Annotated in this window: 18 protein-coding genes; 3 read left to right on the forward strand and 15 right to left on the reverse strand. The window is 62.7% G+C overall.

Annotated elements, in window-relative coordinates; all coding sequences use genetic code 11:
- The coding region (locus HMPREF3120_RS11745; RefSeq protein ID WP_141739396.1) for an HNH endonuclease signature motif containing protein at window positions 1-248 on the forward strand (248 nt) is incomplete at its 5' end.
- On the opposite strand, the gene HMPREF3120_RS07510 is transcribed toward HMPREF3120_RS11745, so the two are convergent.
- Genes HMPREF3120_RS07510 through HMPREF3120_RS07525 form a run of 4 tightly spaced genes read right to left on the reverse strand, consistent with a single transcriptional unit; the run spans window position 245 to window position 5,007 of the window.
- The gene (locus tag HMPREF3120_RS07510; RefSeq protein WP_070451777.1) at window positions 245-1,981 is read right to left on the reverse strand and encodes an acetyl/propionyl/methylcrotonyl-CoA carboxylase subunit alpha; all 1,737 of its coding nucleotides are present in this window, start codon (window positions 1,979-1,981) and stop codon (window positions 245-247) included. The genes HMPREF3120_RS11745 and HMPREF3120_RS07510 overlap by 4 nt on opposite strands.
- A gap of 29 nt (window positions 1,982-2,010) precedes the next feature.
- Entirely contained in the window at window positions 2,011-3,558 is a 1,548-nt protein-coding gene (locus HMPREF3120_RS07515; protein ID WP_070451780.1) for a 5-oxoprolinase subunit B/C family protein, read from the reverse strand.
- A complete protein-coding gene (locus HMPREF3120_RS07520; protein ID WP_070451782.1) occupies window positions 3,555-4,310 on the reverse strand; it encodes a LamB/YcsF family protein in 756 nt (251 codons plus the stop codon). Before HMPREF3120_RS07520 ends, HMPREF3120_RS07515 begins: the two co-directional genes overlap by 4 nt.
- A 55-nt stretch (window positions 4,311-4,365) precedes the next feature.
- Window positions 4,366-5,007 (reverse strand): GntR family transcriptional regulator, encoded by a 642-nt coding sequence (locus HMPREF3120_RS07525; protein WP_070421271.1) that lies wholly within the window; start codon window positions 5,005-5,007, stop codon window positions 4,366-4,368.
- Window positions 5,008-5,163: 156 nt separating this feature from the next.
- Here HMPREF3120_RS07525 and ppk2 point away from each other — a divergent pair, with 156 nt between their 5' ends.
- Window positions 5,164-6,018 carry a polyphosphate kinase 2 gene (gene ppk2 / locus HMPREF3120_RS07530; RefSeq protein ID WP_070451784.1) on the forward strand — a complete coding sequence of 285 codons (855 nt, stop codon included), beginning with the start codon at window positions 5,164-5,166 and terminating at the stop codon, window positions 6,016-6,018.
- Here the strand turns inward: ppk2 and HMPREF3120_RS07535 are convergent, their stop codons facing one another.
- From HMPREF3120_RS07535 to HMPREF3120_RS07565, 8 genes are all read right to left on the reverse strand, one after another.
- Complete coding sequence (locus tag HMPREF3120_RS07535) at window positions 6,019-6,783, reverse strand: HtaA domain-containing protein (protein WP_070451787.1); 765 nt, start codon at window positions 6,781-6,783, stop codon at window positions 6,019-6,021. It lies immediately after the preceding gene.
- A gap of 334 nt (window positions 6,784-7,117) precedes the next feature.
- Window positions 7,118-7,933: an HtaA domain-containing protein gene (locus HMPREF3120_RS07540; protein WP_070451790.1), complete on the reverse strand. Its 816-nt coding sequence runs from the start codon at window positions 7,931-7,933 to the stop codon at window positions 7,118-7,120.
- Between the two features lie 91 nt (window positions 7,934-8,024).
- A complete protein-coding gene (locus tag HMPREF3120_RS07545; RefSeq protein WP_371326405.1) occupies window positions 8,025-8,660 on the reverse strand; it encodes an ABC transporter ATP-binding protein in 636 nt (211 codons plus the stop codon).
- Window positions 8,661-8,718: 58 nt separating this feature from the next.
- Window positions 8,719-8,853: a hypothetical protein gene (locus HMPREF3120_RS12465; RefSeq protein WP_256366007.1), complete on the reverse strand. Its 135-nt coding sequence runs from the start codon at window positions 8,851-8,853 to the stop codon at window positions 8,719-8,721.
- A gap of 117 nt (window positions 8,854-8,970) precedes the next feature.
- Complete coding sequence (locus HMPREF3120_RS07550; protein WP_070451797.1) at window positions 8,971-9,207, reverse strand: DDE-type integrase/transposase/recombinase; 237 nt, start codon at window positions 9,205-9,207, stop codon at window positions 8,971-8,973.
- Window positions 9,208-9,219: 12 nt separating this feature from the next.
- A complete protein-coding gene (locus HMPREF3120_RS07555) occupies window positions 9,220-9,693 on the reverse strand; it encodes a hypothetical protein (RefSeq protein WP_070451801.1) in 474 nt (157 codons plus the stop codon).
- A gap of 41 nt (window positions 9,694-9,734) precedes the next feature.
- Window positions 9,735-10,022, reverse strand: a complete 288-nt coding sequence (locus tag HMPREF3120_RS07560; RefSeq protein WP_070451804.1) for a hypothetical protein — start codon at window positions 10,020-10,022, stop codon at window positions 9,735-9,737.
- 2 nt (window positions 10,023-10,024) lie between these two features.
- A complete protein-coding gene (locus HMPREF3120_RS07565; RefSeq protein ID WP_070451807.1) occupies window positions 10,025-10,651 on the reverse strand; it encodes a hypothetical protein in 627 nt (208 codons plus the stop codon).
- A gap of 127 nt (window positions 10,652-10,778) precedes the next feature.
- On the opposite strand from HMPREF3120_RS07565, the gene HMPREF3120_RS07570 reads away from it, so the two are divergent.
- On the forward strand, window positions 10,779-11,024 hold the full coding sequence (locus HMPREF3120_RS07570; protein ID WP_141739394.1) for a hypothetical protein: 246 nt from the start codon (window positions 10,779-10,781) through the stop codon (window positions 11,022-11,024).
- A gap of 10 nt (window positions 11,025-11,034) precedes the next feature.
- On the opposite strand, the gene HMPREF3120_RS07575 is transcribed toward HMPREF3120_RS07570, so the two are convergent.
- The 3 genes from HMPREF3120_RS07575 to HMPREF3120_RS07585 form a co-directional block, all read right to left on the reverse strand.
- Window positions 11,035-11,682, reverse strand: coding sequence for a biliverdin-producing heme oxygenase (locus HMPREF3120_RS07575; protein WP_070451813.1), 648 nt, complete (start codon window positions 11,680-11,682; stop codon window positions 11,035-11,037).
- A gap of 83 nt (window positions 11,683-11,765) precedes the next feature.
- The gene (locus tag HMPREF3120_RS07580) at window positions 11,766-12,347 is read right to left on the reverse strand and encodes a DNA-3-methyladenine glycosylase (protein WP_070451841.1); all 582 of its coding nucleotides are present in this window, start codon (window positions 12,345-12,347) and stop codon (window positions 11,766-11,768) included.
- Window positions 12,344-12,954, reverse strand: a 611-nt coding sequence (locus HMPREF3120_RS07585) for an HAD hydrolase family protein (protein ID WP_070451816.1), incomplete at its 5' end; no start/stop codon positions are given. The genes HMPREF3120_RS07585 and HMPREF3120_RS07580, both read right to left, overlap by 4 nt.

Raw genomic sequence — 12,954 nt, forward strand, 5'->3', positions numbered from 1 at the left:
CTGGCTGTCGTCACGGAGCAGACAACTGCGAGTTACACCACGTGGAGGCCTGGCGGCATGGTGGGGAGACCAACATTGGCAACCTGGCGCCGTTGTGTCGCTATCACAATCGGGTCAATGATGATGACCCGTGGCGTAAGAAACGGGGCCGGATCGTCATGGTGCGGGGTGCCCCGGTATGGATTTCGCCCCGCGGCTACCCGGTGAAAAACACCAACCGCGGAGCAATGGACCAACTCTTCGGCTAGGAGATCGTCGCGATCGTGGCGTTCGCCTTGACTCGCTCACCCTGCTGCGCCGCCAGTGAAATCTGGCCGTCGCGGGTTGCCTTGATCTGGGATTCCATCTTCATGGCCTCGATCGTGGCAATTGGGTCGCCCTTGGCAACAACGTCGCCGTCAGCCACGAGCCACTCCACGATGGTGGCTTCGTACTTGGTGGTGACGGCCCCTGCGGCATCAGCAGCCGGAGTGGAAGCCTGGGCCGGGGCTGCGTTTCCTTCGCCGGTGCCGAGGAGGGCGACGGGGAAGCCGATGGTGTGGAGTTTGCCGTCGACTTCGACGATCACGTTGCGGCGCTCGTCGTAAATGTGCTCGATGTCCACGTTGTTGTGGCGCTGCGACGGCGAGTAGTTGTGGTCCACCCAGTCGGTGTAGACGTCCAGGGTGTCGCCGGTCAGTTCCGGGGCGACGACCATGTCGCGGTGGAACGGGATGACGGTGCGCACGCCTTCGATGGTGAACTCGGACAGGGATTGTTCGGCGCGCCGCAGGGCGGTGTCGCGGTTGGGGCCCCAGACGATGAGTTTGCCCATGAGTGAGTCGTAGTAGGGCGGGATCTGCCCACCGGTGAGTACGCCGGTGTCGACGCGTACGCCGGGGCCGGTGGGGACGTCGAAACGCGTCACGGTCCCGGGCGACGGCGCGAAGCCGTTGGTCACGTCCTCGGCGTTGATGCGGAATTCGAAGGCGTGGCCGTTGATCTGTGGGTCGACCGAGTCCCCGTCGACGAAGGAGAGGGGAAGCCCGTCGGCGATGCGGAACTGCTCGGCGATGATGTCCACGCCCGTGACGGCCTCGGTGACGGGGTGCTCGACCTGCACGCGCGTGTTGACCTCCAGAAACGACACGGTGCCGTCCTCGGAGACGATGTATTCGACGGTGCCAGCCGACTGGTAGTTGGCCTTGCGGATGATCTCGCGTGCGCCTTCTTCGATGGCGTTGCGTTGCTCGTCGGTCAGGAATGGCGCGGGGGCTTCTTCGATGAGTTTTTGGAAGCGGCGCTGGGTGGAGCAGTCGCGGGTGCCGAGGACTGCGACGTTGCCGTGGGCGTCGGCAAGCACTTGCGCTTCGACGTGGCGTGGGTGGGTGAGGAACTTTTCCACGTAGCATTCGCCGCGGCCGAACGCTTCGCGTGCCTCACGTCCGGCGGAGGCGAAGCCCTCTTCGATGTCGGCTTCATCGAAGACGACTTTCAGGCCGCGGCCGCCGCCGCCGAATGCAGCCTTGATGGCGATTGGCATGCCGTGTTCTTCGGCGAAGTCGCGCGCCTCCTCCCATGTTTCGAGCGGTTCGCCGGTGCCGGGTGCGAGTGGGGCGTTGGCTTCGACGGCAAGCGCGCGGGCGGAGAGTTTGTCGCCGAGCAGTTCGATGGCGTCGGGGGATGGGCCGATCCATGTGAGGCCGGCTTGTTCGACGGTGCGGGCGAAGTCGGCGTTTTCGGAGAGGAATCCGTATCCGGGGTGGAGGCAGTCGGCGCCGGCGCGGTGGGCGATTTCGATGAGCGCCGGGATGTTCATGTAGGTCTCGGCGGAGGTTTTGCCGGGGAGGAGGTAGGCCTCGTCGGCGACTTGGGTGTGGAGTGCCCCGGTGTCGGGTTCGGAGTAGACGGCGATGGAGCGGATGCCGAGGTCGCGTGCGGTGCGTGCGATGCGTACGGCGATTTCGCCGCGGTTGGCGATGAGTACTGCGTTTAGAGTCATTACAGGGTCCTAACTGGGGCGTAAGTGCGTTAGAGGGAAAAGCGTTCGAAGCGGAGTTTGGCGCCGGGTGGGAGTTGGGCGGCGATGTCGACGTCTTCGTTGATCACGGTTGCCATGACGGGGTATCCGCCGGTGACGGCGTGGTCGCGGAGGAACAAGACGGGTTGGCCGGAGGGTGGGATTTGGATGGAGCCTGCGACCATGCCTTCGCTGGGGAGTTCGCCTTCGCGTTCGCGTGTGAGGGGGACGTCGGATTCGAGTCGGAGGCCGACGCGGTTGGAGTCGGCGGTGACGGTGAATGTGGTGTTGAAGAAGCGTTCGACGGCGTCGTTGCTGAACCAGTCGTCGCGGGGGCCGAGGACGCAGCGTACGGTCCCGACGACGTCTGCTCCGTCGCGTTCGACACGCAGGGGGTTGGTGAGTAGTGAGTTGGCGGATTGTGGTTTGGCTAGGGACATGGCGATTTGGTCGCCGCTTTGGAGTGGTTTGGGTCCGAGGCCGGAGAGCATGTCGGTTGCGGCGGAGTTGAGTTCGGTGTCGGCGATGAGTCCGCCACGTACGGCGATGTAGGTGCGGAACCCGAGGCGCGCTTGCTTGACGACGACCTCCGCACCCGCCGGGACAATCGTCGGCGTTGCCAGCAGTACTGGCCTGCCGCCGACGGTGACGTCCGTGTCGGCACCGGTGACGCAGATGACGGTTTCGGTCAGTGCGGTCATGGTGAGCCCGCCGATGCTTTCGAGCAGGGTGGCGTTTCGTTTGTTGCCTACGGCTGCGTTGGCGGTGCGTGCGGAGGCGCGGTCGGCGGAGCCGGAGGTGGTTACGCCGAGGTTGCCGTTGCCTTGGCGGCCGAGGTCTTGGTAGAGGGTTTGGAGTCCGGCGTCGTCGAGTGTGAAGACGGGGCGGCGTGGTGGGGTGGCGAGGTGGTGGCGGGCGAGGGTGGTGTCGTCGTTAAGTGCGTCGACTGCTCTGTAGTGCACACGGTCGCCGGGGGCGACGAGGGCGGGCGGGGTGGCGGTGGAGTCCCACATTGGAGTGTTGGTGGTGCCGATGAGCTGCCAGCCGCCGGGGGAGGTGCGTGGGTAAACGGCGGAGAATTCGCCTGCTAGTGCCACGGCGCCGGCGGGCACGGCGGTGCGTGGGGTGTCGCGGCGTGGGATGCTCAGGGCGCGGGTGGCGTCTTCGGGGACGCAGTAGGTGAAGCCTGGGGCGAATCCGCCGAAGGCTGCGACCCAGGTGGTGGAGGTGTGCCAGTCGATGAGTTCGTGGGTGCTCATGCCGAGCGATTCGGCCAGCGGGGCGAGGTCTTCGCCGTTGTAGAGCACGTCGATGGCGATGTCGCGTGGTTCGGTGTGTTCTGCGGCTGCGGGACTGTAGGTCTGCAGCGTGTCGATTGCCTTGGTGGTCGCGGTGGGCGAGTCGAAGGTAAGCAGTACGGTGCGTGCGGCTGCAACGACGTCGGTTTGGTGGTCGAGCGGGCTTGCGGTGAGTGCGGCGTAGTAGTTCATCACCGTGGCCAGGTCGGGCAGGTCGACGATGAGGCCGCGGGTGCCGACCCGTTTGATGCTGAGGGTCATAGGACGCTCGCGATCGTGATGTTTTCGTCGCGAAGCTTGGCGACGACACTGCGTGTCAGCTCGACCGAGCCTGGGGAGTCGCCGTGGACGCAGACGGATTCGGCCTGCACTTTGACTTCGGTGCCGTCGATGGCGGTGACGGAGCCGGTGGAGGCGACCTGGAGGACGCGTTCGGCGACGGCGGCTGGGTCGTGCAGGACGGCGTTGGGTTCGCGGCGCGATACCAGCGTGCCGTCGGGGTTGTAGCCGCGGTCGGCGAACGCTTCGCGGATGACGCGCATGCCGGCTTTTTCTGCGATGTCGACGGCAACACCGCCTGGCAGCAGCATGACGGCCAGGTCGGGGCTGAAAGCTTTGATGCCGTCGATGACGGCTTTGGCGTGGGCCTTGTGGTGGACGATGGTGTTGTACAGCGCGCCGTGTGGTTTGACGTAGCACACGTGCATGCCGTGGACGCGGGCAAGCGCGTCGAGGGCGCCGATTTGGTAGAGGGTTTCGTCGGCGAGTTCGGCCGGGGTGTAGTCCATGAATCGGCGGCCGAAACCGACGGGGTCGTTGTAGGCCACGTGTGCGCCGAGTGTGACGTTATGTGCTGCGGCGTCTTTGAGCGTTCCGGCTATGGAGTGGGGGTCTCCAGCGTGGAAGCCGGTCGCAACGTTTGCGCTGGAGACCATCTGCAGCATCGCCGCATCGTCTGCGACCGGGTTGCCCGCAGTCGTTTCACCGAGGTCGGCGTTGAGGTCTATATGCATGACCCCAGTTATACCGCTGTTCGAGTGTGACCCCGAACATAAGGGGGGTGCGGGGCTAGATGAGCTGCCCGCTGTTGATCTTCTCGATCATCTCGATGATTTCGGTGCTTAGCTCAATCAGTTGGTGCTGGAGGTAGTCGGATGCGCCCTGGCGATCGTCGGCACGCAGCAGCTCCACGATGTGCTCATTAATGCCGATGAAACGGCGGTTGAATGAGGGATCCTTCTCCAGAATCGGGAGGGTGGCCAGGCGGAGGAAGGCGTCGAGCTGGTCCATGGTGTCGCCGAGGGTCTTTGAACCCATCGAGGACAGTACGACGTGGTGGAATGCCTGGTTCACAGCGATGAACAGGTCGTCGTCCTGTTCCTCAATTGCGGTGCGGCCTTCGGCGTTGAGCTCCTCGAGGCGGTCGACGTCCAGGTCGGTACCCCATAGCAGTGCAGCAGGTTCGATTGCTGCACGTGCGCGGAAGGTGTCGGTGATGAATTCCGCTGTTGGGGTCGCGAGGAACACACCGCGGTTGGGGATGCGCTCGACCAGGCCTTCAGCGGTCAACATTGCGAAGGCTTCGCGCAGCGTATTGCGAGATACCCCGAAGCGGTCAGCGAGGGCCACCTCGTTGAGCTTCTGTCCGGGGATAAACTCACCGCGCGAAATCGCTCTGCGAACTTCGGCGGAAACGTTATGTGCAAGCATGGCATCCGTTTAGGTCAGCGTTACCGGGACTTTTTGAGTGACCCGGTACGGTATTGAAAAGGTTTCGGGAGAAGTATAGCCCATAGATTGTTCAACAATGTCTTCCCTCGCGAGATAATTGTTGTGTCGTTTTTGTCTGTGAGTACGGTTATACCTATGAGCCAAGCTAAAAAGCCGCCGAAGTTGTCCCGTGATGCCTATGAGCAGGAGTTGCTGCGCCTCCAGGCTGAGTTGGTTGCGATGCAGCAGTGGGTCGTCGAAAACGGCGAGCGTGTTGTGATCATTATGGAGGGGCGTGACGCTGCGGGCAAGGGCTCCGCAATTAAGCGCATCACCCAGTACCTCAACCCGCGTCAGTGCCGTGTGGAGGCGCTGCCGAAGCCGACGGACCGCGAGGCGGGTCAGTGGTACTTCCAGCGCTATGTGGAGAAGCTGCCGACGGCAGGCGAGATCGTCATCTTTGACCGTTCCTGGTACAACCGTGCCGGCGTCGAGCGCGTGATGGGCTTTGCCACCTCTGAGGAGTACCGCCGCTTCCTGCACCAGGTGCCGATCTTTGAGCGCCTGCTGGTTGAGGACGGCATCATGCTGCGCAAGTACTGGTTCTCCGTTTCGGATGAGGAGCAGTACAAGCGCTTCCAGTCGCGTCGCGAGGACCCGTTGCGTCAGTGGAAACTGTCGCCGATGGATCTGGAGTCCATCACAAAGTGGGAGGAATACTCCCGCGCAAAGGACGAGATGTTTGTCCACACGGATATTCCGGCGGCGCCGTGGTACACGGTGGAGAGCGAAGACAAGAAGCGCTCCCGCATCAATGTCATTTCGCACTTGTTGTCGACGATTCCGTATGAGCATATTGAGCCTGACCTCCCAGAGATTCCGGAGCGCCCAGCGATCACGGACTATGAGCGTCCGCCTCGCGACGAGTTCCGCTACGTGCCCGATGTCGCCGCCAAGTTGGAGAAGCGAAAAGTGGGCAAGGGCGGCAAGAAGAAAAAGAAGAAGAAGTAGCTACCGGGGCAGCCACTTCGCAAGGATCGCCCGGACCGGGGCAAGGGTTGACGCGTAGGCGAGACCGCCAAGTACGGCGAGCACGCCCACGGCGATGCCCGCGATCGCCCCAGGGCTGAGAGCAGTCGCCCCGAATGTCACGTTGAGATCCACTTCAGAGTCTTTTAGCAACGTGCCCTTCGGGTAGTGCCTGAGGGACTTCTCCATGCCGGTATCCGACACTGTTGTCCGGTTGTGCTCTGCCACTGGTTTCGGCGGGGTGATCTCGCTGCCGAGTGTGAAGGTGACCAGCGGCTCGTCGTCCCCCTTGGCACCGACTGGCTTGTACGTCTTGTTCGCGACCCCGGCGAGGAGGTAATCGCCGTACAAAGTGGCGTTTTCCCCCTCTACCTTCAGCTTGAGGTCCGAGTACTTCACATCTACGGCCCAGCCGTCGTAGCCACCCGCATTCTTGTATCCCTGTACCTGCGCTGAGCCGTCGAGCGCGAACGTCCACGTCTTTCCGGTCCGCGTCGCGGAGGTGACCGGGAAGGAGAATTCAAGCGATTCCTGGTTCCACGTCGCGCCCCCGTCCGTGAGCACGCGACCTTGGCCTTTGATGACGGCCTGATGTAGAAAACCGCTGGAAATGGGCCACACAAATGTGCCGCTGACCTCGTCGGGGTCAGCCGAGGAGCTGTCGGCCGCGCTGGCAGGTACTGCCAGCACGGTGGTGAGCAAGAGCGCGGAGAACCCCGCCGCAGCGGCGTTTCGGGAGATGAGCATGGAGGCGAATCCTTTTCGAATCAAATGAGGGCCCCGCCGGACGGCGGGCCCTGGGGACAGTGTTTTAACGCACCAATTGGGGCAGTTGTGGAGGCTTGATGCCGAGGATTGACGCGGCCCCCTGTATGAGGGCGCCGAGCGCGAACCCTAAACCGGTGAAAGCCATCGCCAGTGCGATTGCCCGCGTGACTTGCGTAGCCGGCGAGCCGTCCTCCGTCGATGAAATCTCCGTGCGAGTGTCTTTTCTCCACGGTTTTGCTCTCAGCGACGGCAGGAGGACAAAGCAATAGCGCCACCGCCACCGCGGTGGACAATCGCGCCTTGCACATGGACGCTACTTGCCCATGAACTGGTTAATCAGCTTCTGGACCGAAGGCTGAGTCGCCGCAAAGCCCAGGCCACCCAGCACTGCGATGACCGCCATGACAATGCCGACGATTGCGCCGGTGCTCGAGCCGTCCTCATCGGTCGGCTTCGGGTCGGTCGGCTTCGGGTCAGCCGGCTTCATCTCCTCCTTCGGTGCCTTGAATGTGAGGTCGACGTCGACCTTCGAGTCATCCAATGGCTTGCCGACTTCGTAGCTCGAGCCGAAGATGTCGACGCCGAACTCGGTCAGCTTGGTCGGGGTGAACGTCGCAGACAACTTGTTGTCCTTGCCGGGCTTCAGCGCATCTGTGACCTCGAACTCTGCGATCGGCTTGTCGTCTCCGGTGGCGGTGGTGGGCTCAGAGCCCGGCATTGCGCCCTTGCGCACGTAATCCGCCTGCAGGACGCCTTTCGTGCCGTTGACCACAATCTTGAAGTCGGACATCTTGATGTCCATAGCGCCGTGGTGGCCCTCGATCGAAATGGCGCCGTCGAGGTCAATGGTGCCGTTGCCGTTGGCATCGAGGGCGGAGTCGGCGGCATTGACCGGAAGTGCGAAGTCAGCAAGCTTGCCGTCGCGAAGCACCTTCTCCGCGCCTTCCGTGGTTGTGATGGTGCTGGCGACGAACGGGGATTGCACGTAGCGCAGGAACGATTCCTTGATGTTCCAGTGCGCATTTCCCGACTCGATGGTTGGCGCATCCGCGAAGGCAGCGGGGGTGGCGAATGCAGTCGAGATCATGGCCGTGGCGGTGATGGCCGCGAGGGTGGTGGTGCGGGACATTGATGAAGCCTTTCGGTGAGTTGGTGTGGCGGATGTAGGTGCTACACCATTTGAATAGGCCAGGCTTACCTTAGCAAGGTATGCCTAACTTTTACAATGGATTGGGGGTAGTCGGGGTAGGACACCAGAGCCCGGAGGCTGGTTCGCTCGCCTCGTCGGGCGCCACAAAGATCCGCCCGCCGCTCCGTAGCACAGTGATGGGCCAGTCGTAGACGGAGCTGAGAATCGCGTCGTCGTACACCTCGTCAACGGAGCCTGCCGCTGTTACCTCGCCCGCCTTAAGACACACGACGCGGTCGCAATATCGCGCCGCGAGCTGCAGATCGTGCAACACGACGATGACTGTCACGCCGTGGCGGGCAAGCGCGCGAACGGCTCCCATCGTTTGTTCTTGGAAGTGGACATCCATGGCGGCCGTGGGTTCGTCGAGAAGCACGACCTGCGTTTGCTGCGTGAGCACCCGCGCGAAGGCTGCGCGGGCTCGCTCTCCGCCGGACAGCGTCACAATCTCGCGGTCCTGTAGGTGGGTGATCCCCGTCGCGTCGAGCGCCGCATCCACGATCGCCGCATCGTCCGGCCCACGGCCCCAGGGGTGGCGGCCCATTTCGACGACATCGCGCACGAGGAAGGAAAACGCCACGCTGACGTCTTGGAGCATGACAGCGCGCGTGCGCGCGAGTTCGGAGGCTGTGCTTTCCGACGCATCCTTGCCCGCCACCTCGACCACTCCGTGCGCGAGCTGAATGTCGCGCTTTGTGTCAAGTGGTTGTGAACGGGTCTGGGTGTTAGATCGTGATGGGGTGTGGGGTTTGGGCGGTTTGGGTGGTGGTACGGATGATGCTGACTTCTGCCGGAAGGTCTGTGCCAGCTTTGGTGTCCGGTAGTTGTGCGATGGCGCCTTCGCTCAGTGCGGTTCGCATCCCTTCTTCTCGCTTGCGTTGCAGGTTTATCCAGGTACCGTCGAGGACTGCTTGTGGTGGGTAGTAGTTGATCCCGCTGTGTGGGGTGGTGTTATAGACCGGCGCCCAAGCGCTGACCTAGGCGTCTGCTTCACCCAGCGTGGTAAAGGTTTTCGGATAGTACGTCCTGGTCTTGAGGGTGTGAAACACCGACTCGGCGTGTGGGTTGTCGTTGCTGGTATGCGGCCGGTTCAACGAGCGGGCCACACCATGTTCGGCGAAGAGTTTACCGAGTCGTTTGCTGGTCATCGCAGCACCGTTGTCGGAGTGCACGGTGTGCACATCAGGAAAACGAGTGAAGATGTCGGCGAACATCGCTGCTGCAAGTTAGCTGTTTTCTCGTTCTGCGACGACGAACCCGACGATGGCACGCGAGTACAGATCGATCACCATGTGCAACGCGAAGGTTTGCCCGTAGCACCGGCCAGGCAAAAACGTAATATCCCAGCACAACACTTGTCCGGGGGCGGTGGCGTGCACATGCGGCGGCGCGGCGTCGTGGCGGCGTTTGGCTTGTCTGGCTTTGGTGTTGTGGCGTTGGTGCAACAGTTTGCCGTGCGCTTTGGCCACCCGGTAAAAGCTGCGCAGACTCGCCAGATAGATCCCGTTGTTCAACGTGGCGTAAAACACCTGGTCCACCCCGCAATGCGGATTGTCGTCCAGCATTTCTACGATGCGTTTGACAGTGGCATCCGGCAGCCGGCTGATCCGGCGTTGGTGATACGGGATCGGGTTGTCGGTGCGCGGGCGCGGATGAGTTTCGTAGAAGACCCGGCTGCGCGACACACCGATAATTCCCATCGCCTTCGTTTTGGAGTAACCGACGGAAACAAGCTGATTGATCAGCGTTTCTTCCGCTTGGCGTCCTTGCTCGTAGAGGCGTTGTTGGGCGCCGGTGAGGACTTTTCCTCCGCGTCTGAGTCCACGCCAGGTGCTCCTGGCATGGACGTTACAGCTTTTCCCAACACATCAGTGGCCAACTCAGCCCGCTCTGCCCTTTCCGTCGCCTTATCCAGGGCACTCTGCATTGCTTCTTCCCGACGTTTCGCGTCGAGTTCAAGCTTGCGTTTATCCTGCGTTAGCGCGGAGATTTCCTTGCGCAGCTGCTGAATTTCAGCGCATTCATCCATCGTCAACGCTCCACCCCCCTTGGCCTTGTGCGTGTTGGCAGATCACCGTCCGCCACCATTGCTGTCCAGCGTCGCACGGTATGGGCAGCAAGTCCATGCGCAACCAACCAAGCTTCTTTCTGGCCATGCGGTACTAACCCGTACTCGACGACCACCTCACGGATGTATTCCGCACTAGGTTTTCCCAGATAGGCAGCATCCGCCAAGCGTTTGGCACGCTCGGTACCGTCGAGGCCGTCATCAGTGGTTTTCGATTTCTGCAATGCGCGGGCCCAACGCTTGAGATTGAAGTATTGGATCCCCTGCCGCGCACACCACAGGCCCTTCGTGCCATAGGGCAACAGGTTGTAAATCGTGATCATCTGCCGCTGCTGCGCTGGATGAAACCAACTGCCAGAACCGGTCTCGCGGAACGGGGAAAACACGAACGCCACCGCCTCAAGCGATACCAACGTCTCCTCATCGAGCACTTCCCCCGCCGCCAGCACACGCGGCGGCATCGCCAAAATCTCCTCAACCTCCTCACGCGACGTCTGAGACTTGACCTTCCGGGCAGCCACGGGGACCTCAACAGCCGATGGCGACGTCAACACCGACGGCACCGACTGAGGCAACTGAGAATCGGTCATGAACAAAACCTCCTACGGTTCGTTGTTCACAACCACCCTGGCACTAAGGGGCCCTGATCGCCTTGATCACAGGTGTGATCGCGTTCGGGGCGGCACCGGAAACATCTGGGGGGCGTTCCCTGCGAGCGTGGCGTTGGTGGCCGCGGTTCTCGGGCTGTCGTCACTGCCCTCGCACAAGGGCCGCGATGCCGGTGCTCGACTGGGCAAACGCGCGGGGATCGTCCTCGCGGTGGCTTGGGGTTTGATCGTTTGCTTGGCGGTGCTCGTGCTGTTTCTGGTGCCAGCGCAGTTCACGCTCACTGGCGGAGTGCTCACTGCGCTCGTGGCGGCTGGGGCGATCTGGGGTGCGATCGCCTACGTCGACAGGCGTTAGCGCGCCCGGCCTAGCCGGCGTGGGCCGAAAGGTCCTGGAACACCGCCTGGTTCAGGTCGAAAACGTGCTGGGCGGTGGAGATGATTCGTGCGCGCTCTTCGTCGTCAAGCTGCATCGCGTCGAGCGCTGCCTTGTAGTGCGCGCGGTAGTGCGGGATCTTGCCTACCGCAGAGAAGTTGTAGAAGTGCAATGCCTCGTCGGGCAGCGCGTACGCATTCTGGAACACGCGTGCGAGCACCTGTCCGCCGGCAATGTCGCCGAGGTAGCGCACGTAGTGGTGGGCGATGACCTCCGGGCCAGAGTCCGGGGTGAGCGCCTCGAGTTCGGCAACGTAGCGCCTCGTGGCATCGAGTGGGGCGGTGGTTTCCTTCCAGCCGGCGCCGAGCATGGCGGTGAGATCGGCTTCGAGGGCGGGCACGCGCTCGAGGCGCTCGTCGGCGATCTGCGCCACCGCGGGGTGGGAAGCGGCGCGGCGCACCGCATCTTCGAGTGCCGAATAGATGTGGAAGTACTGCACTGTCAGCTCTGCTACGGCCGCCCGGTCCAGCTCGCCTTTTCCAAGCCTCGACATGAAGGGGGAATTCTCGGCGCTGGAGTGCGCAGTGGCGGTCTGGTCTTTGAGTGCGGCCGACAGTCGCTGGTCAGTGGGGGCGGCCATGGTCATCTGCTTCTCCAATCTAGGAATGAAGGGTAGGTTACCCTTAGTTACAGATTGAGGATATAGGTAAGCCTAACCTTCAATCAATCACCCAAAAGGTTGATCCGCTTCGGGCGCCCGCGTGGTGTGGATACGGTCTTGTCGCCGGGGATCCAGAACCGCCACGGGGCGTCTTTGTTTTTGGAGATCCCGATGCGGGGTCCTGCGACCCACTCCGGCTCCTGCGTGCGCGGGGTGATCTCCACCGGGGTGCCGTTGTCGCCTAACCCCAGTCCGAGAGCTTGGCCGAGGTTGCCTGGTCCGCGTGCGAGGTTTTCAAACGGGATTATGGCACGGTCGGGGCGTTGGCGTCGCTGGCGGGCGAGTGCTTCGCCGGTGATGATTTCGCCGCCGCGCATGAGGCAGCCTTGGCCGATGCCTTCGGGCGCGCAGACGATGTTGCTGTTGTGGTGGATGCCGTAGGAGAGGTAGACGTACAGTCTGCCGGGTGGGCCGAACATGGCGGCGTTGCGGGCGGTTTTGCCGTTGTGGGTGTGGGCGGCGGGGTCGTCGTCGCCGAGGTATGCCTCGACTTCGGTCAGGCGCACAGTCACCCCGTTGTGGGTGATGAGGCACCCCAGCAACTGCGGTGCGACGATGTCGGCGGGTTGGGTGAAGTCGATCATTTCAGCCATTGCGCAAGCTTATCGACGACCGCCTCGTCCCCATTTGACCCAATCACCTCGTCCGCGATCGCTTTGAGGTCGGGGTGTGCGTTTTCCATGGCGACGGCGTAGCCGGCGGCGCGAAGCATGCCGTAGTCGTTGAGGAAGTCGCCGAATGCTGCGGTCTGTGCAAGGGGGATGTCCAGCGTGTCGGCGAGCGCTTCGAGTGCCTGTCCTTTGTCGGCGTCTGGGTGCATGATGTCTAGCCAGTGTTTGCCGCTGACTACAGCGCGCAGCTCGGGGGCGTGTTTGCGGACCCAGGGCAGGGCGTCGCGTTCGGCGTCGGTTTCGACGTAGAGGGCGATTTTGATCACGGGGGTGGGGTGGTCGCCGAGCGCCGCCAGTGTTGTGCGGGAGGCGTAGTACTTGTCTACCTCGGCGTCGATGGCCGGTGGCAGCGGGAGGGTGGTGGCCACTTCTGGTGCACAGATGACGGTGTGGGCGGGAAATGGTGCGTCGGGAAGCGCTGCGATGAGGTTGCGGGCAGCATCCAGGGGCAGGTCGGTGGTGGAGACGACCTCGCCGCCGTGCCACACCACCGCGCCGTTTTCGGCGATGAACGTCTCGC

It is taken from the genome of Corynebacterium sp. HMSC11D10, from assembly GCF_001806995.1.
GTDB lineage: Bacteria > Actinomycetota > Actinomycetes > Mycobacteriales > Mycobacteriaceae > Corynebacterium > Corynebacterium coyleae.

Coding starts and splice junctions, on each gene's coding strand:
- HMPREF3120_RS07565 (WP_070451807.1), bottom strand. CDS start 10,651: ATGACCGATTCTCAGTTGCCTCAGTCGGTGCCGTCGGTGTTGACGTCG.
- HMPREF3120_RS07515 (WP_070451780.1), bottom strand. CDS start 3,558: ATGACCCTCAGCATCAAACGGGTCGGCACCCGCGGCCTCATCGTCGAC.
- HMPREF3120_RS07555 (WP_070451801.1), bottom strand. CDS start 9,693: ATGGGAATTATCGGTGTGTCGCGCAGCCGGGTCTTCTACGAAACTCAT.
- HMPREF3120_RS07580 (WP_070451841.1), bottom strand. CDS start 12,347: ATGATCGACTTCACCCAACCCGCCGACATCGTCGCACCGCAGTTGCTG.
- HMPREF3120_RS07520 (WP_070451782.1), bottom strand. CDS start 4,310: ATGCATATAGACCTCAACGCCGACCTCGGTGAAACGACTGCGGGCAAC.
- ppk2 (WP_070451784.1), top strand. CDS start 5,164: ATGAGCCAAGCTAAAAAGCCGCCGAAGTTGTCCCGTGATGCCTATGAG.
- HMPREF3120_RS07525 (WP_070421271.1), bottom strand. CDS start 5,007: ATGCTTGCACATAACGTTTCCGCCGAAGTTCGCAGAGCGATTTCGCGC.
- HMPREF3120_RS07510 (WP_070451777.1), bottom strand. CDS start 1,981: ATGACTCTAAACGCAGTACTCATCGCCAACCGCGGCGAAATCGCCGTA.
- HMPREF3120_RS12465 (WP_256366007.1), bottom strand. CDS start 8,853: ATGCGAACCGCACTGAGCGAAGGCGCCATCGCACAACTACCGGACACC.
- HMPREF3120_RS07540 (WP_070451790.1), bottom strand. CDS start 7,933: ATGTCCCGCACCACCACCCTCGCGGCCATCACCGCCACGGCCATGATC.
- HMPREF3120_RS07535 (WP_070451787.1), bottom strand. CDS start 6,783: ATGCTCATCTCCCGAAACGCCGCTGCGGCGGGGTTCTCCGCGCTCTTG.
- HMPREF3120_RS07560 (WP_070451804.1), bottom strand. CDS start 10,022: ATGGATGAATGCGCTGAAATTCAGCAGCTGCGCAAGGAAATCTCCGCG.
- HMPREF3120_RS07575 (WP_070451813.1), bottom strand. CDS start 11,682: ATGGCCGCCCCCACTGACCAGCGACTGTCGGCCGCACTCAAAGACCAG.
- HMPREF3120_RS07550 (WP_070451797.1), bottom strand. CDS start 9,207: ATGTTCGCCGACATCTTCACTCGTTTTCCTGATGTGCACACCGTGCAC.